Here is a 17,948-nt window from a genome sequence, read left to right on the forward strand (position 1 = left end):
GCGACACCGCCGAAGACGACTTCGACCGCCGGGCCCAATCAGCCGCGGACAAGAACGAGGCCCGCGACGACAACGACAACCGCTGAACGGCCGACCCCAGCAGCGCCACCGTCCGCGTGAGGGCGCCGGACCCTATCGTGGTCAGTCCTGTTCGTCGTCTTCGGCCGTAACATCGCGCAGCGGCCGCAGGTTCCCCGGCGTCTCCGGCCGGGTGAACGGGTAGCTGCCGTGGAAGTTGATGTGCTCCCAGATCAACGGGGTCAGCCGTGCCCGGATCTCCGGGCCGATCGACAGTTGCCCGTCTGCCTGCAGGGCTTTCACGGCGGCGTCGATGTAGAGGCTGTTCCAATAGATGATCGCGTTGAGGCCGAGGCCTAGCGCGCCGAGCTGGTCTTCCATGCCCTTGGCATAGTCCTGGCGCAGCTGGCCGAGGTTGCCGAAGAAGACGCGGCGGGCCAGGCCGTTGCGGCCCTCGCCGATGTTGAGCTGGGCGCCCATCATCCGCCGGTAGTCCTCCAGGTGCGCCACGTGCAGCAGGTGCATCGACTTGAAGATGCGGCCGTAGTGCGCGAACGCCGCCCCCAGCCCCGTTAGGCGACCGTCGGCCGACAGCATCCGCAGCAGGTCGTAGGCGCGCGCCTGGTTGGTTACCAGCGACCCGGCGACATGCAGCATGTCGGCCCAGTGGTGCCCGATGACCCGAACGTTGATCTTGCGCAGGCCTAGATCGTTGAGATGCCGGTAGCCGTTGTCGGCCTTGGCGACCGGCTGGCCGCTCAAGCCGACGTCGACCAGGTCCAGCCGCCACATCTGGGCGTCGCCGATGTCGGCGATCCGGGGGCGAACTGGTAGTCGCAGATCGCGAACAGGCCGAACACGATGTCGCTGTAGGAGGCGGTGTCGGTGGTGACGATGTCGGGCTGCTCGACGGCGTCCAGGCGGTGCAGGGCATCCAGGATGAACAGCGAGTCCCGCATCGTCCCCGGGGTTGAGGAACCGGCGGACAGCCGTTATCGATAAGAATGATCTTGCTAGGGCGCCGAAAGGGCAGCAGCCGGATGCGGTGGGATAGCTGCTGGTCAGCGTCCGACGAGTGCCGCATAGGCGGTGGAGCGGCCGATTTTGAGAGTGCGGGCGGCTTCGGTGACCGAGATGCCGTCGTCGACCAGGCGGCGTAGTGTGGCCAGCTCGGCGGGGCCGATGACGCGCGGCCGACCGGTCTTCTTCTTGCCGGGCAGCATGGCACCGGTGGCTTCGCGGCGCTTGGCGGCGGCGATGCCCTCGGCCTGGCGCTCGGCTCGCAGCTCCAGCTCGTATTCCGCGGCTGCGGCCAGGACCGCGAACATGAACCGGCCCTCCTTGGTGCCCAGATCAAAGTTCTCGGTCAGCGACACCACGGTGATGCCCCGGTCGCGCAGTTCGTTGACCGTGGTCAGCACGTGCCCCGCTGAACGGCCCCACCGGTCGGACTTCCAGAACTTCAGCGTGTCGCCCGCCTTGGGCAGGGCCAAGAGCGCCTCCCAGGCCGGTCGCGCGACACCGCGCTTGCCCGATTCCTTTTCCAGGACCAGCTCGTCGTAGCCGCTGGCCGCCAGGGCGTCGAGCTGGAGCTGCGGGTTCTGGTCAAGTGTCGAGACTCGTGCGTACGCCCAGACGGTCATCAGCCACCCTCCCGGCGGTGTCCAGAAACGTCTACTTTTCTGGACACCTTAGCGCCCAGCGGTAACACCGTCCAGAAACCTCTGTCCAGAAACGTTGGGGAGTCGGCCCTGTGGTAGCAGAGGCGACTGTCGGGTGCGCCCGGTCGACGGCCGCAATGACGTACATTAATCATCCATGGAAGATAATTCTTCGGAAGATGTGATGGCTGATTTGAAGCAGATGTACCGGGAACTCGTCAGCCTGGAGATCGAGCTGTGGAACGGCATCGAGGGCCGGTTGCAGGCGGAGTATGACCTGCCTCTGACGTCGTTCGAGGTCTTGCATCTGCTGCTGCGGCGACCCGGGCCGCGGATCCAGGACATCGCTGAGGAGTTCTCGATCACGGTGGGCGGCACGAGCAAGGTGGTCGACCGCCTCGAGGCGGCGGGCTTGTGTGAGCGGCGCGCCAATCCGAAGGACCGGCGTTCCTCGATCGTCGAGCTGACGTCTGAGGGGCGGATGCTGGTGGAGGGAGCGCTGACGGTCTTCGAGGATGAGCTGGAGCTGCGGATCGGGTCGGTGATCCCCGAACAGTCTGTACGCGAGGTGACCGCGGTTCTCAGCACGCTGCGGAGGGCCGGACGTGCCCTGGACGCGCAGCGGAAGGCGGGGCGGATCCCGGTGCCGGTGATGCGGGCGCCGAAGCAGCCCGGTCGATCGGTGTCGTGAGCAACAACGGCTCCGACGCGGCCGTGGGCTGATGGTCTTTCAGTCGGCGATGCCGTTGAACGCGGTGACCTTGTCGATGTGGCCGCGGACGAGGAGGTTGCCGGGTCCGCCGTTGCGGGCGGCGTACTCCTGGGTGCGGTCTTCGCCCATGTAGCGGGCGCCGAGGAGGCCGCCCCAGCGCAGCATCTCCTCGGGGTCGTCGCAGGTCTCGGCGCGCCCCTGGAGGAGGACGAACGCGTATGGGGGCCGGTCGTCGTCGACGCAGAGGGCGAAGCGTCCGTCGCGGGCGAGGTTGCGGCCCTTGACGCCGTCCTTCTCAGTGGTGAGCACGATGTCGTCGCCGTCGAGGAGGAACCAGACCGGGGTTACGTAAGGGCTGCCGTCGGCGCGGACGGTCGACAGCTTGCCGGTGCGGGTGCCGTGCGTGACGAACGCCCGCCACTGCTCGTCGGTCATCTTCCGCATGCGATGCCTTTCGCTCGTAGGGATCGGCGCGTGTGCCCGAGGCCGGACGGCCTCGGGCACACGGGGTTCTCAGCGGCCCCAGAAGGCGTCTTCGGCGGTCTGGTCGCCGGAGAAGAGCCACATCTCGGTGATCTTGCCGTTCTGGATGCGCAGGAGGTCCACGCCGTCCATGGCCATGGTTGTGTCGCCGCGGCGGCCGGTGAAGTGGATGTGGGCGGCGACGAGGTCGCCGTTGTCCATGAGCGTGTGGATCTTGTCGATGGCGAAGGTGCCCTGGCTGGTTTCCATCATCTGGCCGAGCATGCCGAAGACGGCGTCCTGGCCCTTGTGGTGGCCGGAGAACTGGTTGGTGCCGGGCTGGTGCCAGACGATGCCGGGGTCGAGGAGGTTGCTGAGGGTGGCCATGTCGCCGTTTTGCACGGCTTGGAAGTAGGTGCGGGCGATGTCGATGTTCGTGCTGGTCATGCTGCTGTCTCCGTTCGTTTGTCGGGCGAGGTCCAGGTGGTCGGCCAGGCCGGCCTCGGTGAAGGCGGCCTCGATCTCGTTGCGGCCTTCCGTGAAGTGGGCCCAGCTGTCGTAGTGGGCGGGGACGACCCGGCGCGCGCCGAGGATTCTGGCGGCCTCGGCGCCCAGGGCGCTGTCGAGGGTGAGCAGGGCGCCTTCGAAGGCGAAGGCCATGCGGGCGCCGCCGAGGAAGAGGATCGCGGTGTCCACCGGGGCGAACTTTTCGGCGATCTCCTTGACGTGCTCCAGGGCGGCGTTGTCGCCGCTGACGTAGACCGAGGGCAGGTCGTCGGAGGTCAGCATGAAGCCGACGACGTCACCGGAGATCGGCTCGCATCCCTCGGGGCCGTGCCGGGCGGGCAGACCGGTAACGGTGACGGTGCCGCCGTCCGGCCGCTTGAGCTCGGCGCTCTGCCAGAAGGCGAGGCCGTGGGCGTTGCCGCCCAGGCGGCCGGCACCGCTGACCGTGGTGAAGACGACCGGCACCTCGGGCAGGAAGGCGCGGCCGGCGTTGTCGAGGTTGTCGTCGTGCTCGTCGTGGGAGAGCAGGACGGCGTCGACGGGGCCGAGGTCGGCGGCGGTGACGGGACAGGGGGTGGTCTTGACGAGCTTGTGGTCGCCGGGAAGGGGCATGGGGTACTCGCCCGGCGGATCGAAGGTCGGGTCGGTGACGAACCTGAGACCGCCGTACTCGATCAGCGTGGTCGGGCCGCCGTAGACGCGGACGGGGATCTTCTCGCGGGTGGCGCTGGCGCCGGACATCGGAGACCTCCGAGGTCGAAGGGACAGACTACGTGGCCCTGCGGTGTGCTGCCGTGGGAGGCAGGGCGGAGAGGTGGCGGGCCGCGGGCCCGCTACGGGGCCGACCGCAGGCCGAGGGCCGTGTGGCGGGGTGGCCCGGCGTGCGGGTTACTGAGCGGGCACGGAGAAGACACCGAAGTGGTTGCCGGCCGTGTCCTCCAGCCGGGCGAAGGTGAAGCCCGCGGAGTCGGAGACCGGCTCCATGAGGACCTTGGCGCCCAACTCCTGTCCTCGCTTGACGGCCGCGGCGACGTCCTGGACCAGGACGTAGAAGATCGCGTAGTGGGGGAAGGCGCCTTCCGACTCCCAGACACCGCCCGTGGGCTGCTGGGCGCCTGGCGTCATCACCGAGTGGTAGGTCACGCCCGGGGTGTTGGTGTTGAGGAGGTACTTCCAGTCGAACAACTCGCTGTAGAGCTCCTTGACCTTCTCTGGCTGGTCGGCGCCGAACTCGAACCAGGCGACCGAGTTGAAGGCGGGGACGGTCATGACGCTCACTCCTTACGCCCCATAGCGGGACACAGGCGTCTCTCCGGGCAGGCTGAATCCAGGCCGTGACGACGGCCCTCCGGCAGGAGGCTCCGCAGGTCGGCTCAACAGTGGCGGTGATCAGACGCCCTGAATCAGCCGCTGCCCCAGCAAACCACTTACATTCCATGGAAGCAAATTCCTGAGATTATTGTTCCAGGTGATGGGTTCGGTGGCGCCCGCCGGCCCGTGGACAGCACCGGATTTCCGCCGTCCTGAACGCGGGACGGTTGGACAGTCGGAAGGAAGTCGGTCATGGAGCCGGTCGAGATCGAGGCGAAGACCCTGATCCAGAAGTCGAAGACCCCGTCGAACGACTACGTCATCAACCCCTACACCGGCTGCGTGCTGGGCTGTGCCTACTGCTTCGCCAGCTTCGCCGGGCGGCAGTTCGGCCGATCCGTCAAGGAGTGGGGCGACTACCTGTACGTGAAGAAGAACGCGGTCGAGCTCGCCCGCAAGGAGCTGGCGAAGATGCCGGAGCACAAGCGCCAGGGCACGATCCTGCTCAGCTCGGTCACCGACCCCTACCAGGGCCACGAGACGAAGTACCGCCTCACCCGCGGCATCCTGCACGAGCTCGACGCCGTCGCCTACCCGGGCCTTGGTCCGCATCCTCACAAAGTCACCCGTTGTCACCCGCGACATCGACCTGCTCACCAGCCTGCCGCGTGCCGAGGTCGGCATGACCATCACCACCACCGACAACAAGGTCAGCCGCTGGCTGGAGGTACGCGCCCCGCTCGCCTCCCGCCGCCTGAAAACCCTCGCCGAACTCAACGACGCCGGCATCCCCACCTACGCCTTCGTCGGCCCACTCCTGCCCCACTTCGCCACCCAGCCCGAACTCCTGGACCACCTCTTCAGCCGGTTCGCCGACGTGGGCGTCACCGAGGTGTTCATGGAGCACATCAACCTCAAGCGGTACATCCGCGAGCGCATGGACCAGGTCCTCGCCGGCGAGCCCGAACAGGTCCGCGAGGCCTACCTCCAGGCCCGCACCAAGCAACACCGCCAACAGCTCGACGTGATCGTCGCCGACCTGCTGGCCAAGCATGGGCTGCGGCTGCGGTTCGACGAGGTCGTCCATCACGACGACAACGACGCCCTGCGGCAGAGGCTGGCGTCCTCGGCCTGACCGCGTCCCACCGCTGGGCGGGGGCGTACGTCAGACGGTGACGTCGGGCCCGGGATCCGGTACCGCCATGGCCCAGGTCCCCATGGCCTCCAGAACGTCGCGCAGCCCCTCGCCGAGCGGGGTGAGCGCGTACTCGACGCGCGGCGGGATCTCCGCGTAGGTGGTGCGCGTCACGATGCCGTGCCGCTCGAACTGGCGCAGCCGGCTGGTCAGGGTGTGCGGGCTGATACCGGGCAGGGCCTCGCGCAGCTCGGTGAAGCGATGAGGACCGCGCAGCAGTTCGCGCACGATCAGGGTGGCCCACGGGCCGTTGAGCAGGGTGAGGAACCGGGCGACACCGCACTCAGGAAGACAGGGATCAGTCACATTTCTGACCGTATCCCATTAGTGCAGTTGATGTAACAGGTGCATCGTATGCACTAATAATGTCATGACCTACGTGATTCACGGCGCCACCGGCGCCCAGGGTGCCCCCGTCGTCGCCGCTCTCGCCGCCGCGGGCAAGTCCGTGACCGCTCTGACCCGCAACCCGGACGCCGTCGTGGACGGCGCGCGCGTGGTGGCCGCCGGCTACTCCTCCCCCGAGGAGCTGACCGAGGCGTACCGGAGTGCCGACGGGGTGTTCGTCCACCTGCCGGTGGTCTCCGAGGAGGACCGCCAGACCTACGCGCGCAACATCGTCGCCGCCGTCCGCGAGGCCCGCCCGGCCCGCGTGGTGTTCTCCACCAGCGGTTTCGCGATCGACCCCACCGGCGGCGACGCGGTCTCGGCGCTGGTCAGGGGCCTGGCCGGCAGCGAGGTGTCCCACGCGGTGATCGCGCCCGAGCTGTACCTGGAGAACCTGCTCATGCCGTACGTCATCGACACGGTCCGCGAACGGGGCGCGCTGCCCTACCCGATCCGGGCGGACTTCCCCGTCTCCTGGGCGTCCCACCTGGACATCGCCGACGTCGCGGTCGCCTTGTTCGAGCGTCCGGACGTCACCGGCGTTGTCGCGGTCGGCCAGTACCCGGCGATCACGGGGCCGGACCTGGCCGAGGCGTTCGGCGTCCACTTCGGCAAGAACGTGGTCTTCGAGCAGATCACCCCCGAGCAGTTCCGCACCTCCGTCGCGCCCCTGATCGGCGAGGGCCCCGCCGCCGACGTGGCCGGGGCCTACGCGGCCATGAGCGGGCTCCCGGACCGGTCGATCGCGGCCGAGAACTCTGCCCAGAAGCTGCTCGGCGTCACCCCCCGCACCGCTGGGCAGTGGCTGACCGACGTCGGCCTCTGACCGCACCCGCTGTCGGCTTCGGCCGATTCAGGCAGGCAGGATTGGGCAGGCAGCCGTGCTCCGTGGGCGGCCTGCCCAATCCTCGAGCCGCCGCGCGGGCCGCCGCCACCCGTTCCAGCAGCGTCACCACACCCGGCCGGATCACCCGTGAGGAGATCAGATGCTCGCACGCCAGCCGGAACAACAAGCTGGGCGAGTCGTGCTCCATCGCCCGGGCCAGCAGGAACTCCTCCAGCTCCTTGCGCTCCAGCTCGCCCACGCTCCGCCAGCCCAGGTACCGGGCCACCTGCTGAAGATGAGTGGAACGCGTCTGCTCCCGGGCCCCGTAGCGGCCCAACTCACCCACCAAGATGCGCAACCGCTCCGACAAGCGCGCCACCGCAGCAGGGGGCACCGCACCCACATCGGCTGGGACAAAACCCAGCCAGGGCAGAGTGCACAGCTGGACCGCAAGCCCAAGGCGATCGGCAGGTCCCCTTCCCCGGCCGGGGGCGATGAACTCCACGTCCGCCGCTGTCAACGTGGAAGAACCTGATCAGCTCCTCGCGGCTGATCTCCGGGAACGATCGCAGGCGCGCGATCTCTTCGTCGGTGAACACTCGGGTCGCCAACGCGCCTCACCCACCCAGTCCGACCCCGAGGCAACTCCGACTGCAGGGACCACGCTAAGGCGTATGAAACCGTGTGTGATTGACCTTCATCGGACTGTTATATGTGCTGGTCAATCAAATGTGTTGGATGTTCGGCGGATACTGCGGAGACCCCCGTTAGGAAGACCCCAGCCGTGGCCCGAGCGGTCTACGTGCCGTTGAGCGCGTCCCGCACCCCCCTCGGCGGCGAGTCGTGGCTGTTCACCGGACGGATGGCCATAACTCAAAAGAATGCGTAGCGCGTTACTTTTCCTCGCTGCGATGCCGGGAGAGTGTGGACGGTACGCGCATCTCACACAGGAGGATGACATGTCGACATCCGTGGGCCAGGAACCCACTCACCAGAACGTGCCATTCCTCGATGTCCTGGATCCGGCCTTCGACTTCGGCGCGCCCGAGGTCTTCGCGGCCCAAGCGGAAAGCTGGTACGCGACCAGCCCCATGGGCCTGCTCGTGCTGCGATATGAGCAGGCCAACACCCTCTTACGCGACCGGAGGCTGGACCACAACGGCAAGCGGTACCTGGAGACGAACGGGATCTTCGACGGTCCGATTTATGAGTGGTTCGTCCCGATGATCGTCAACCACGACGGAGAAGATCACCGCCGCCTGCGCCGCCTGATGAGCAAGGCGTTCACCGCGCGCACGGTGGAGAGCCTGCGGCCGTTCATCCGGGCGCAGGTCGAGCACCTGACCGAGGGCCTGGCGTCGGCCAAGGCGTGCGAGTTCGTCGAGGACTTCGGCGCCCGGCTGCCGCTGGCGGTCATGTGCCGGTTGCTCGGCGTGCCGCCCGAGGACTACGACGTCTTCGGTACCTGGACCAGGGACATCGGCCTGGTCTTCAGCCTCGCGGCCGGGGGCGATGTCGTCGCCAGGGTGGAAGCCGCCGTACGCGGCCTGAACGACTACGCCGACTTCCTCATCGAGGAGAAGTCGGCCAGGCCCACCGACGACCTCAGCTCCGCCCTGGTCGCGGCCCACCACGCCGACGACGGCCGCGTCAGCAAGGACGAGCTGCGCAACCTCCTGGTCACGCTCGTGTTCGGCGCCCAGGACAACACCCGGTACCAGCTCGCCAACGCCATGGTCGCCTTCTCCGAGCATCCCGACCAGTGGACCCTGCTGGGGCAGCGGCCGGAGCTGGCGGCCCAGGCCGTCGAAGAGGTGATGCGCTGGCTTCCCTCGGCGGGCACCATCTACCGGTTCGCCGCCGAGGACTTCGACTACGAGGGGCTGCGCATCGCGCGCGGCACGTTCCTCGTGATGTGCGTGAACGTCGCCCAGCGCGACCCGCGTGCGTACAAGAACGCCGATCAATTCGACATCACGGCCGTCAGGGACAATCCCCCGCTGCAGTTCGGCGCGGGCCCGCACCACTGCCTGGGCTCGGCTCTCGCCCGCGTCGAGATCGGTGAGGCGCTCCCCATTCTCGCCGCGCGGCTGGCCCCGCCCTCCGTTGTGGGCCCGATCACCTGGCAAGGCCCCATCGGGATCCAGGGCCCGGACGCGCTACCGCTGCGCTTCGGCTGATCAGGGCCCCGCGGCCCGCCCTCCTTTCGGGGAGGACGGGCCGCCGCCGGCAGAAGAGCTTGGCCCGCGAGCTGGCACTCGGCCCCAAGGCCGCGGTGGTGTTCGTCACTGCAGCCTCTCGCCCGAGGCCCGCTACCCGGTCGCCATCCAGCAGAACCACGCCGCAGCCCGGTGGGTTGTCGAGTACGGCGCCGAGCATGGCCTGGACGCCTCGCGGATGGCCATGGCAGGCGACTCGGTGGGCGGCAACATGGCCGCCGCGCTCACCTTGACGGTCAAGGGTGAGATCCCGCTGACCGCTCAGGTGCTGTTCTACCCGGTGACCGACGCGAGCTTCGACACCGGCTCGTATCGGCAGTTCGCCACCGGCTACTTCCTCCGCCGCGACGGCATGCAGTGGTTCTGGGACCAGTACACCACCTCCGAGCAGGAGAGGGCCGAGATCATCGCCTCACCGCTGCGCGCCACCACCGAGGACCTGCGTGGCCTGCCCCCGGCGCTCATCATCACCGCCGAGGCCGACGTCCTGCGAGACGAGAGCAAAGCGTACGCCGACAAGCTGCGCGAGGCCGGCGTGCCGGTGGTGGCCGTGCGCTACCAGGGCATCATCCACGACTTCGTGATGCTCAACGCCCTGCGCGGCACCCACGCCGCCGAGGCCGCCATCAACCAAGCCAACGCCTCCGGCCGCATCCCCGTCGTCTTCGTCCACGGCCTGTGGCTGCTGCCGTCCAGCTGGGACCGCTGGGCACAGGTCTTCGCCGAGGCCGGGTTCGCCCCGGTCACCCCAGGCTGGCCCGACGCCCCCGACACGGTGGCCGAGGCCAAGGCCCACCCCGAGGTCTTCGCCCACAAGACCGTCGGCCAGGTCGCCGACCACTACGAGCAGCTCATCGCCAAGCTGGCACGCCGACCGCTGATCGTCGGCCATTCCTTCGGCGGCCTGCTCACCCAGATCCTCGCCGGACGCGGCCTGGCCTGCGCCGGCGTGGCCATCGACCCGGCGCCCTTCCAGGGCGTGCTGCCGCTGCCGTTCTCCTCGCTGCGCGCCGCCGCCCCTGTGCTCACCAATCCGGCCAACATCCACCGCGCCGTGCCCCTCACCTACTAGCAGTTCCGCTACGCCTTCGCCAACGCCGTCACCGAGGAGGAGGCCGAGCAGCTGTATGAGACGTTCTCCGTCCCCGCCCTGGGCGCCGCCGACATGCAGATCCTGATGGCAGCCGGCGCGGCCGCGGACGTCGGCGCCGACCCCGCCGGGATCATCCGGGCGTCGTCGTTCGCCTACACGGGTGCCAACGTTGGGTTCGTCGACGAGGGCGAGGAAGCCCTGGCCGACCACGTGTAACTGCGCGACTGCCTCGACCGGGCAGCAGCCGGAACAGGTGATTGCCTGACGAGTCGCTCAACTGCCGATCATCACCTTCCCGTACGTCACCCACAGTTTGCAGCCTCTCGCCGGACGCTGTTCCGGTGACAGCCGCTATTGGGACCCCTCCCGTAACGCGCGTCCTAGACTTCGGTCGCCTATACATGGGCCCGGCACATATCACCTTCGAAGAGGACCCCAATCATGGAGTTGCGACCCTCCGTCCTACGGCCCTTGGGACCTGCTCGAGCCACAAGACTGGCCATGACGGCGCTCGCAGCCTTGACGCTCGTCTCCTGCGGCAGCCCACCTGGCAGCGCATCCCCACCTTCCCTGTCGAACAGCGCCCCACCTACCAGCGCACATCCGACAGCGAGCTCGTCGACAAGCGCGTTGCCCACCCCGAGCCGACAGCAGTCCAGCGCAGGCTCGGTCTACCTGTTTGCGAGCTGCATGGACGACCCGGTCGCCAAGACTTGTCGACGCGATCTGGCCGCCACCAGGCGCGCTCTGGCGTCGTTGCGGAAAAAGGTGAAGTCGCGGCCGGACCGGCGCTCGCTCACCTACCTCATCGGCCAACTCGACAAGAACGTCGCCGACTTGAGGCGCAGCACCTGCAGCCTGCCCGGACCTGTCCAGTTCGACTGCATGGGGGAAATCGCCTTTCTCCACGCCAGCTGGGTCAGTTTGCAGTCCGACCTGCAGAATTAGCTGTGGCGTCCCCTTGCAACTCTGAGTGAACCGTCCAGGGTTTCGCGGAGGCCTTGGTGTGCCCGGCCCGGTTCGGGAACGCCATGGTGGTCGGGTCGGGTCATGCTGCTTATGATCCCGCTTTGCGCCCCCATCAGGACGCACCATGGACGACATGCCCCCGCCCAGCCACCCTCATCACCTGCCGAGTCGTCCACGCCGCACTACAGCGTCCCGCCCCGCCCGGACGGCTGGCCCAGCCTGGCTCGGCCGCCGCCCCATGCGCAATACCGACCGGCGCCAAGATCCGTAAGGCGCTTGAAGCCGGACTCCCCGACGGCCCGCTCACCGTCCCCGGCCCGTTCCCCATCGACGGCCTGGACCGCACCACCGACCAGGGGTGGCTGTAGTACCGGGGGAATTTTGGTCGGATTTCGCTGACCTGCGACGATGCACCGCTCTATGACTGAGGGTTCGGTCCGCTTACGGTGTGGACCATGAGCGACGACAAGCCGGAGTTCGGCTACGGCGCGGGTGGTCGCCGCGGTGCGGGACTCCAGGAAGCGCTCGACCGCTGCGGCGGTGGTCGTGCCGGCGGGGTCGCACCGGCCGGGGAACGCCACGACGGACACGGTGCCACCCTCCTTGGCGGTGATGTGACACATAATGTTGCCGAGTCGCCGACGGCGCGGCGGAGGCCGAGCTGGGCGGAGACGATCCGACGACCGCCAGTGTGACAGATAATCTGCGTTCTGTGTCACAGAGCCGGGCGTATGGGCGGAACTGCGAGGAGCGGGCCGCCGTGGTACGGAGGCCGGTTGATTGTCAGCGGCGTATGCGGAACTGCGTGGTGAGCTGATGTGCCCGTCGTGAGCTGGAGCCCACGCGGAGCTCGAACTCGCCGGGCTCGACGACTCTGTGGCCGTCGGCCGTCACCAGAGAGCACCGGGACGCGGGGATGTGGATGCCGACGTCGATGGTCTGGCCTGCTGGGATCTCGACCTGTGTGAAGGCCTTCAGCTCCTGCTCGGCCCAGGTGACGCTTGTGGTGAGGTCGCTGACGTAGGCCTGCACGGTCTCAAGGGCCGGGCGGCTGCCGGTGTTGGTGAGGCGTAGCTTCGCTTCCACGCTGCCACCGGCGGGGACTTCCTGATCACACACGGTGAGATCGGAGTAGGTCACCGTGGTGTAGCTCAGGCCGTCGCCGAACGCGAAGAGGGGGTCCTGCGTGAGGTCCGCGTATCGGTCGCCGTGCTGGCCCCGGACCTGGTTGTAGAAGACCGGTTGCTGCCCGACGTGCCGGGCGAAGGAGATCGGCAGCCGGCCGCTGGGCTCGACGAGTCCGAGCACCAGCTCGGCGATGGCGCGGCCGCCGCGCATCCCGGGGTTGAACGCCTCGATGAGAGCCGCCGCGTTCAGCGCGGAGTCCGGCAGCGTGCTCGGCTTGGACTGGACCAGCACCACGATCATGGGTGTGCCGGTGGCGGCGACCGCGTCGAGCAGAGCGATCTGGCCGCCCTGGAGGTCGAGGGTGGCGGTCGAGCATGTCTCGCCGGTGAGCGCGATCGTGTCGCCGACCACCACCACCGCGTAGTCGGCGGCCTGAGCAGTCGCGACTGCCTGTTCCAGGAGTTCCTGGTCGACCGGCGCGGGGCTGAAGATCGCTGGCCGTGGTTGGCCGTCGCGGAGCAGAGGCCCGGCGGGATCCGGGAGGAGAACCTCAATGTCGCAGCCGCGCGCATGCGTGATCGACCAGTCGGGCGGGACGAGGGCGCGGAAGCCGTCGAGTACGGTCTCCACCGTCTCGCGCGGATGTCCCTCGGGCATCCAGTCGACCTGCCCTGACGCGCCGGCCCAGTCGCCCAGCATCGCTTGCGCGTCGTCGGCGTTGGGGCCGATGACCGCGACGCTGCGAGGGGCGCCCCGCCCGGACGCGCGGTCCTGTCCGTCCCGGGTCAGTCCGCCGTCGAGGGGCAGGACGCCGTCGTTGCGCAGCAGGACGAGGGAACGCCGGGCCGTTTGGAGGTTGAGGTCGGCATGCGCGCGGCAGCCGATGACGGCCGCCTGCCGCTCGCGATCGGGGGTGCGGGGATTCTCGAAGAGTCCCAGCTCGAACTTGAGCCGCAGGATCCGCCGTACGGCGTTGTCGATCTCCTTCTCGTCCACCAGGCCGCGGGAGACCGCCTCCTGCGCGGCGTCGAAGAACGCCGGTGTGTTCATCACGAAGTCATTGCCGGAGCGGATGGCGACCGCTGCCGCCTCGACGTCGTTGGCGCAAACCTTCTGTTCCCACACCATCCGGCCGACGTTGTCCCAGTCGGTCACCAACGTCCCAGTGAAGCCCCATTCCTCCTTGAGTACATCGTTGAGCAGCCATCGGTGGGCGGTGATCGGCACGCCGTCGATCGCCTGGTAGCCGAGCATGAGCGTCCGACACCCGGCCTCGACCGCGCGTTGGAAAGGCGGCAAGAACCACGACCGTAGCTTGCGTGGGCTCAGGTCCGCTTCGCTGGCGTCCCGTCCGCCTTGTGTCTCGGAGTAGCCGGCGAAGTGCTTGGCGCCGGCCAGCACCGCCGTCGGGTCGCCCAGGCCGTCGCCCTGGTAGCCGCGCACCATGGCGGCGCCGAGCTCGCCGATCAGGAAGGGGTCCTCGCCGAATGTCTCGTTGACGCGCCCCCATCGCAGGTCTCGGGCGATGCACAGCACGGGCGAGAGCGTCCAGTGGATGCCGGTCGAGGCGATCTCCGTCGCGGCGGCACGGGCCACGTGTTCGAGCAGTGCGGCGTCCCACGTGCAGGCCATGGCCAGCTGGGTCGGGAAGATCGTCGCACCCGGCCAGAACGAGTGACCATGGATGCAGTCATCGGCTGTCAGCAGCGGGATGCCCAGCCGCGTACGGCGAGCCAGTTCGACGGCCTCGAGCATCCGTGAAGGCGACGCGTGGAGGATCGACCCGGCGAGCTTGGCCGACACCGCGTCCGTCAGATCCTGACGGGCGTCGAGCTGCAACATCTGGCCGACCTTCTCCGGCAGCGTCATCCGGGCCAGGAGATCCTCGGCCCTCGTCTCCATGGGCGCGTCCGCATCCAGGTACACCGCAGACTGCCGCAACGCTGCCTCCTTTAGATCACGTGTGATGGCGCCAGATCGATCGCCGTGCTGTTGACCGCCCCGACAGTACCATGGTTAACTTCGCGAAACAGTCCCGCAACCGGTTCCGGAACCGATTTCGTCACCGGTTGCGGTATCGGTTCCGGAACCGGTTCTCGACATGGCGTGTCGAGTGGTTCCGGACCGGGAGCCGAGATATGAGGAGGTGAGATGCCGGTCACCATCGGCGACGTGGCCGCGCGAGCGGGTGTCAGCAAGACGACCGTTTCGCGGGTGCTCAACGACAAGGGCGAACTCAGCGAGGACACCGTCCAGAGGGTTCGCCGGGCGATCTCTGAACTCGGATACGTGCCGAGCGCCGGCGCGGTCGGGCTTGCCCGTGGCCGCACGCAACTGATCGGCATGATCGTCCCGTCGCTGACCTGGCCTTGGATCGGCACCGTCATCCAGGGAGTCGTCGACGTCCTGGAGAACGAGGGTTTCGGTCTTCGACTCCTCACGTTCGACCGCGGTGAGGAGTCACTGCGGAAACTGGGGATTCACGTAGCGGCCAAGTCCTTCGACGGCCTGCTGGTGATAGTGCCTCCGGGGACGTTGGGATACATCACGGAGTTGCACGCGGCGGGCCTGCCTGTGGTGATGGTCGATGATCACGGCCACCGGCCGGTCTTCCCCCACGTCGACACCACGAACCGGGCAGGGGGTGAGCAGGCGGCCGCACACCTGCTCGACATCGGCCGACGTCGGCCTCTGGTCGTGACCGGTCCCGAGGACTACGGCTGCACCGAAGAGCGGCTGGCCGGTTTTCTGGATGCTTACTCCGAAGCCGGAGTCACGATCGGCGACAGTCACGTCGTTCCTGGCGATTTCACCTTTGACGGCGGCCGGGACGCCGTGCGACAGGCGCTTGCGGGCGGCGCGAGGTTCGACGCCATCTTCGCGCACAACGATCTGTCGGCGGCGGGGGCGCTCGTCGCGCTGCGCGAGGCAGGCCTTCGCGTTCCTGATGATGTCGCCGTCGTGGGGTTCGATGACGTTGACATCGCTTCGTACACGGACCCGGCGCTGACCACGGTTCGTCAACCGCTGCGGGAGATGGGCGAGGCCGCGGCCCGCCTGCTCCTGGACCACGTGGGCGGATCGCCGTCGCCGACCCTCTCGCGGACCATTCCGACCACTCTCGTCATTCGGGGCTCGACCTCCGCGACGGGGAAACCCTAGCGAGAAAACACTCCTCCCGGAGCCGAGCCACGCGCACGGTCGCCGCCGACAAGGCGGATGACCACCTCGGCGGGCATTGCCCGCCGAAATGCCCCATCCCCCTACCTCCTCGCGTTCCCTTTCCGCGCGTCTGCTCCAAGGAGGAGTCATGACACTGCATCGCAAGAGCCTGGCCGGGGTGGCCGCCGTGGGCCTGGTCGCAAGCCTGGCCGCCTGTGGATCCTCCGCAGTGTCTGCAGGCACCACCGTCGACTTCTGGTACTACCAGCCCACACCGGAACAGGCCGCCAAGGTCCAGCAGCTGGTCAAGGAGTTTGAGGCCGCCAATCCGGCCATCGACATCAAACTGGTCGAGGTGCCCAAGGATGACTACAACACCAAGCTGGCCTCCGCGCTTGCGGGCAAGAAGGGCCCTGACGCCGGCTACCTGGACCAGCCGCAGATGGCCCGCTACGCCGGTTCCGGGCAGATCGCGGAAGTGCCGGCGGGCACTGTCAACGAGGGCGACTTCTACGAAGGCGCGCTGAACACCAACAAGGTGAACGGCAAGTTGTACGGAGTCCCCTTGCAGCAGACCACCGTGGTGCTGTTCTACAACAAGGAGCTGGTTGACACGCCTCCGCAGACCTGGGACGACCTGGTCGCCACGGCGGAACGGGTGCACCAGGCGAAACCCAACATCGCCGGGGTGGCGGTGCCGAAGGGCGACGGGTTCGGCGCCTGGGTGTTCCCGGGGTTCGTCGCCTCTGCCGGCGGCACCATGCTCGACGAGAAGAACAAGAAGGTCACGTTCGCCGAGCCGCCGGCGCAAGAGGCGCTGGGACTGTGGCGGCGGCTGCTCCAATCCGCGCCGCGGAAGATCACGAACAGCGAGCTTCCGTTCCAGAAGGGCCTCGCCGCGATGATGTTCTCCGGTCCGTGGGACATCCTGGGCATCCGCGAGCAGTTCCCGCAGCTGAAGTTCGACGTGGCGCCGATGCCGCGCAAGGCCAAGGAGGCCAGCAACATCGGCGGTGACAACGGCGTGGTGTTCTCCACCTCGGATCAGAAGGACGCCGCATTCAAGTGGCTCCAGTTTCTGTGCGGCGAATCCCACAACGCGGCGTTCGCCGACATCACCGGCAACTTCCCCACGAACGTGAAGGCGGCGAAGAAGTCCACACTGGCCGGCGATCCACAGTTCAAGGTGGTGCTCGATCAGCTTGAGAGCGCACAGGCGCGGCCGGCGGTGAAGGACTGGATCCAGATCAACGACGATTACCTGGCCAAGGCGATCGAGGAGGCCGTCGACGGCGGCGCTCCACCGGCCACGGCGCTGAACACCGCCGCCGAGCGTGCGCGCAAGCTGCTGGGCTGGTAATGGGAACCCGCAGCTCCGGCGTGACCGCGCCGGGCAGCCGGCAGGGTGCCCGACGCGGGAAGGATGCGCTCACCGCCTACATGTTCATCACACCGGCGATGCTCCACACGCTGTTGTTCATGCTCCTGCCGGCTGCGGCGGCGCTGTACTTCAGCTTCACGGAGTGGGACATGATCTCGCCGGCACGCTGGGTGGGCTTCGCCAACTACCAGGAAGTGCTCTTCAACGGGGATTTGTATCCCGACTTCTGGAAGTCAGTGCGTGTCACCCTCGTTTACGGCCTGCTCGCAGTCCCGGCCTCGCTGCTGACCGGTTTCGTCCAGGCGTACCTGATCGACGGTATCCGCCGCGGTCAGCCGTTCTTCCGCCTCGCGTTCTACCTGCCCGTGATCACCGCTGAGGCAGCCGTCGGCGCCATCTGGAAGTGGCTCTACGACCCGCAGTTCGGCCTGATCAATGCCGCCCTTGGGTTCTTCGGGATCAATGGCCCGGACTGGCTGGGCACACCCGGCACGGTGGTGCCGGCTCTGGCTTTGATCGCCGCCTGGCAGTCCGGCAGCGCGATGCTGATCTTCCTGGCCGGGTTGAAGGGCATTCCCCGGAGCTATTACGAGGCCGCAGAGGTCGACGGCGCCAATGCCGGCCAGAGACTGTGGAGCATCACCCTTCCGCTGCTGCGGCCCACGACCTTCTTCCTCACCGTCACCGGGATCATCGCCGCGCTCCAGGTCTTCGGCATCGTCTACGTATTGTTCAGCAGCAACATCGGCCCGGAGGGCGCCGGGTTGACCTATGTGCTGCACCTGTACCTCGCCGGGTTCCGCAACGGGGGGATGGGCGCGGCCAGCGCCATGTCCTTCCTGCTGTTCGCCTTCATCCTCTTGATCACCGCGGTGCAGTTCCGCGTCCTCCCACGCCAGTACGAGGAGTGATCCCGC

The 17,948-nt window shown here is 67.8% G+C and carries 19 protein-coding genes and 1 pseudogene; 12 read left to right on the plus strand and 8 right to left on the minus strand.

Annotation, left to right across the window (positions count from 1 at the left end):
• Positions 1–141 precede the first annotated feature (141 nt).
• Positions 142–977: pseudogene (locus tag ABN273_RS50550) on the minus strand (Tn3 family transposase).
• Between the two features lie 102 nt (positions 978–1,079).
• Positions 1,080–1,661 (minus strand): recombinase family protein, encoded by a 582-nt coding sequence (locus ABN273_RS50560; protein ID WP_349456846.1) that lies wholly within the window; start codon positions 1,659–1,661, stop codon positions 1,080–1,082.
• 202 nt (positions 1,662–1,863) lie between these two features.
• Between ABN273_RS50560 and ABN273_RS50565 the strand changes: the two genes are divergently transcribed.
• Entirely contained in the window at positions 1,864–2,370 is a 507-nt protein-coding gene (locus ABN273_RS50565) for a MarR family winged helix-turn-helix transcriptional regulator (protein WP_349456847.1), read from the plus strand.
• Positions 2,371–2,409: 39 nt separating this feature from the next.
• Here the strand turns inward: ABN273_RS50565 and ABN273_RS50570 are convergent, their stop codons facing one another.
• From ABN273_RS50570 to ABN273_RS50580, 3 genes are all read right to left on the minus strand, one after another.
• The gene (locus ABN273_RS50570; RefSeq protein ID WP_349456848.1) at positions 2,410–2,826 is read right to left on the minus strand and encodes a PPOX class F420-dependent oxidoreductase; all 417 of its coding nucleotides are present in this window, start codon (positions 2,824–2,826) and stop codon (positions 2,410–2,412) included.
• Positions 2,827–2,904: 78 nt separating this feature from the next.
• Positions 2,905–4,101, minus strand: a complete 1,197-nt coding sequence (locus tag ABN273_RS50575) for a nuclear transport factor 2 family protein (RefSeq protein WP_349456849.1) — start codon at positions 4,099–4,101, stop codon at positions 2,905–2,907.
• Between the two features lie 147 nt (positions 4,102–4,248).
• Complete coding sequence (locus ABN273_RS50580; RefSeq protein ID WP_349456850.1) at positions 4,249–4,629, minus strand: VOC family protein; 381 nt, start codon at positions 4,627–4,629, stop codon at positions 4,249–4,251.
• 643 nt (positions 4,630–5,272) lie between these two features.
• Here ABN273_RS50580 and ABN273_RS50585 point away from each other — a divergent pair.
• Positions 5,273–5,806, plus strand: coding sequence for a radical SAM family protein (locus ABN273_RS50585; protein ID WP_349456851.1), 534 nt, complete (start codon positions 5,273–5,275; stop codon positions 5,804–5,806).
• Positions 5,807–5,836: 30 nt separating this feature from the next.
• On the opposite strand, the gene ABN273_RS50590 is transcribed toward ABN273_RS50585, so the two are convergent.
• On the minus strand, positions 5,837–6,172 hold the full coding sequence (locus tag ABN273_RS50590) for a winged helix-turn-helix transcriptional regulator (RefSeq protein ID WP_349456852.1): 336 nt from the start codon (positions 6,170–6,172) through the stop codon (positions 5,837–5,839).
• A gap of 64 nt (positions 6,173–6,236) precedes the next feature.
• On the opposite strand from ABN273_RS50590, the gene ABN273_RS50595 reads away from it, so the two are divergent.
• Entirely contained in the window at positions 6,237–7,079 is an 843-nt protein-coding gene (locus ABN273_RS50595; protein ID WP_349456853.1) for an NmrA family NAD(P)-binding protein, read from the plus strand.
• Here ABN273_RS50595 and ABN273_RS50600 read toward each other — a convergent pair.
• Entirely contained in the window at positions 7,033–7,599 is a 567-nt protein-coding gene (locus ABN273_RS50600; protein WP_502911288.1) for a DUF4158 domain-containing protein, read from the minus strand. The two genes, ABN273_RS50595 and ABN273_RS50600, sit on opposite strands and share 47 nt — an antisense overlap.
• Before the next feature lie 439 nt (positions 7,600–8,038).
• On the opposite strand from ABN273_RS50600, the gene ABN273_RS50605 reads away from it, so the two are divergent.
• From ABN273_RS50605 to ABN273_RS50630, 6 genes are all read left to right on the plus strand, one after another.
• Positions 8,039–9,259: a cytochrome P450 gene (locus ABN273_RS50605; protein WP_349456854.1), complete on the plus strand. Its 1,221-nt coding sequence runs from the start codon at positions 8,039–8,041 to the stop codon at positions 9,257–9,259.
• Positions 9,141–10,370: an alpha/beta fold hydrolase gene (locus ABN273_RS50610; RefSeq protein ID WP_349456855.1), complete on the plus strand. Its 1,230-nt coding sequence runs from the start codon at positions 9,141–9,143 to the stop codon at positions 10,368–10,370. Before ABN273_RS50605 ends, ABN273_RS50610 begins: the two co-directional genes overlap by 119 nt.
• A gap of 93 nt (positions 10,371–10,463) precedes the next feature.
• Positions 10,464–10,607 (plus strand): hypothetical protein, encoded by a 144-nt coding sequence (locus tag ABN273_RS50615; protein WP_349456856.1) that lies wholly within the window; start codon positions 10,464–10,466, stop codon positions 10,605–10,607.
• 474 nt (positions 10,608–11,081) lie between these two features.
• The gene (locus ABN273_RS50620) at positions 11,082–11,339 is read left to right on the plus strand and encodes a hypothetical protein (RefSeq protein WP_349456857.1); all 258 of its coding nucleotides are present in this window, start codon (positions 11,082–11,084) and stop codon (positions 11,337–11,339) included.
• Positions 11,340–11,461: 122 nt separating this feature from the next.
• Complete coding sequence (locus ABN273_RS50625) at positions 11,462–11,728, plus strand: hypothetical protein (RefSeq protein WP_349456858.1); 267 nt, start codon at positions 11,462–11,464, stop codon at positions 11,726–11,728.
• Positions 11,729–11,815: 87 nt separating this feature from the next.
• The gene (locus ABN273_RS50630; protein WP_349456859.1) at positions 11,816–12,055 is read left to right on the plus strand and encodes a hypothetical protein; all 240 of its coding nucleotides are present in this window, start codon (positions 11,816–11,818) and stop codon (positions 12,053–12,055) included.
• A gap of 88 nt (positions 12,056–12,143) precedes the next feature.
• Here ABN273_RS50630 and ABN273_RS50635 read toward each other — a convergent pair whose 3' ends face one another.
• Complete coding sequence (locus tag ABN273_RS50635; protein ID WP_349456860.1) at positions 12,144–14,429, minus strand: glycoside hydrolase family 3 N-terminal domain-containing protein; 2,286 nt, start codon at positions 14,427–14,429, stop codon at positions 12,144–12,146.
• 210 nt (positions 14,430–14,639) lie between these two features.
• On the opposite strand from ABN273_RS50635, the gene ABN273_RS50640 reads away from it, so the two are divergent.
• The 3 genes from ABN273_RS50640 to ABN273_RS50650 all read left to right on the plus strand — a co-directional run bounded on the left by ABN273_RS50640 (position 14,640) and on the right by ABN273_RS50650 (position 17,942).
• Positions 14,640–15,650, plus strand: a complete 1,011-nt coding sequence (locus tag ABN273_RS50640; protein WP_349456861.1) for a LacI family DNA-binding transcriptional regulator — start codon at positions 14,640–14,642, stop codon at positions 15,648–15,650.
• A gap of 148 nt (positions 15,651–15,798) precedes the next feature.
• A complete protein-coding gene (locus ABN273_RS50645) occupies positions 15,799–17,010 on the plus strand; it encodes an ABC transporter substrate-binding protein (RefSeq protein ID WP_349456862.1) in 1,212 nt (403 codons plus the stop codon).
• A gap of 20 nt (positions 17,011–17,030) precedes the next feature.
• The gene (locus tag ABN273_RS50650) at positions 17,031–17,942 is read left to right on the plus strand and encodes a carbohydrate ABC transporter permease (protein WP_349456863.1); all 912 of its coding nucleotides are present in this window, start codon (positions 17,031–17,033) and stop codon (positions 17,940–17,942) included.
• The last annotated feature ends 6 nt before the right edge of the window (positions 17,943–17,948 follow it).

Origin of the sequence: Nonomuraea sp. B19D2, assembly GCF_040137845.1 — a bacterium.
In the GTDB taxonomy this organism is placed as follows: Bacteria; Actinomycetota; Actinomycetes; order Streptosporangiales; family Streptosporangiaceae; genus Nonomuraea.

Excerpts from the sequence above, each read along its gene's own strand:
- ABN273_RS50560 (WP_349456846.1), bottom strand. The coding sequence starts at position 1,661 with ATGACCGTCTGGGCGTACGCACGAGTCTCGACACTTGACCAGAACCCG.
- ABN273_RS50565 (WP_349456847.1), top strand. The coding sequence starts at position 1,864 with ATGGCTGATTTGAAGCAGATGTACCGGGAACTCGTCAGCCTGGAGATC.
- ABN273_RS50570 (WP_349456848.1), bottom strand. The coding sequence starts at position 2,826 with ATGACCGACGAGCAGTGGCGGGCGTTCGTCACGCACGGCACCCGCACC.
- ABN273_RS50575 (WP_349456849.1), bottom strand. The coding sequence starts at position 4,101 with ATGTCCGGCGCCAGCGCCACCCGCGAGAAGATCCCCGTCCGCGTCTAC.
- ABN273_RS50580 (WP_349456850.1), bottom strand. The coding sequence starts at position 4,629 with ATGACCGTCCCCGCCTTCAACTCGGTCGCCTGGTTCGAGTTCGGCGCC.
- ABN273_RS50595 (WP_349456853.1), top strand. The coding sequence starts at position 6,237 with ATGACCTACGTGATTCACGGCGCCACCGGCGCCCAGGGTGCCCCCGTC.
- ABN273_RS50605 (WP_349456854.1), top strand. The coding sequence starts at position 8,039 with ATGTCGACATCCGTGGGCCAGGAACCCACTCACCAGAACGTGCCATTC.
- ABN273_RS50615 (WP_349456856.1), top strand. The coding sequence starts at position 10,464 with ATGCAGATCCTGATGGCAGCCGGCGCGGCCGCGGACGTCGGCGCCGAC.
- ABN273_RS50620 (WP_349456857.1), top strand. The coding sequence starts at position 11,082 with ATGGACGACCCGGTCGCCAAGACTTGTCGACGCGATCTGGCCGCCACC.
- ABN273_RS50630 (WP_349456859.1), top strand. The coding sequence starts at position 11,816 with ATGAGCGACGACAAGCCGGAGTTCGGCTACGGCGCGGGTGGTCGCCGC.
- ABN273_RS50640 (WP_349456861.1), top strand. The coding sequence starts at position 14,640 with ATGCCGGTCACCATCGGCGACGTGGCCGCGCGAGCGGGTGTCAGCAAG.
- ABN273_RS50645 (WP_349456862.1), top strand. The coding sequence starts at position 15,799 with ATGACACTGCATCGCAAGAGCCTGGCCGGGGTGGCCGCCGTGGGCCTG.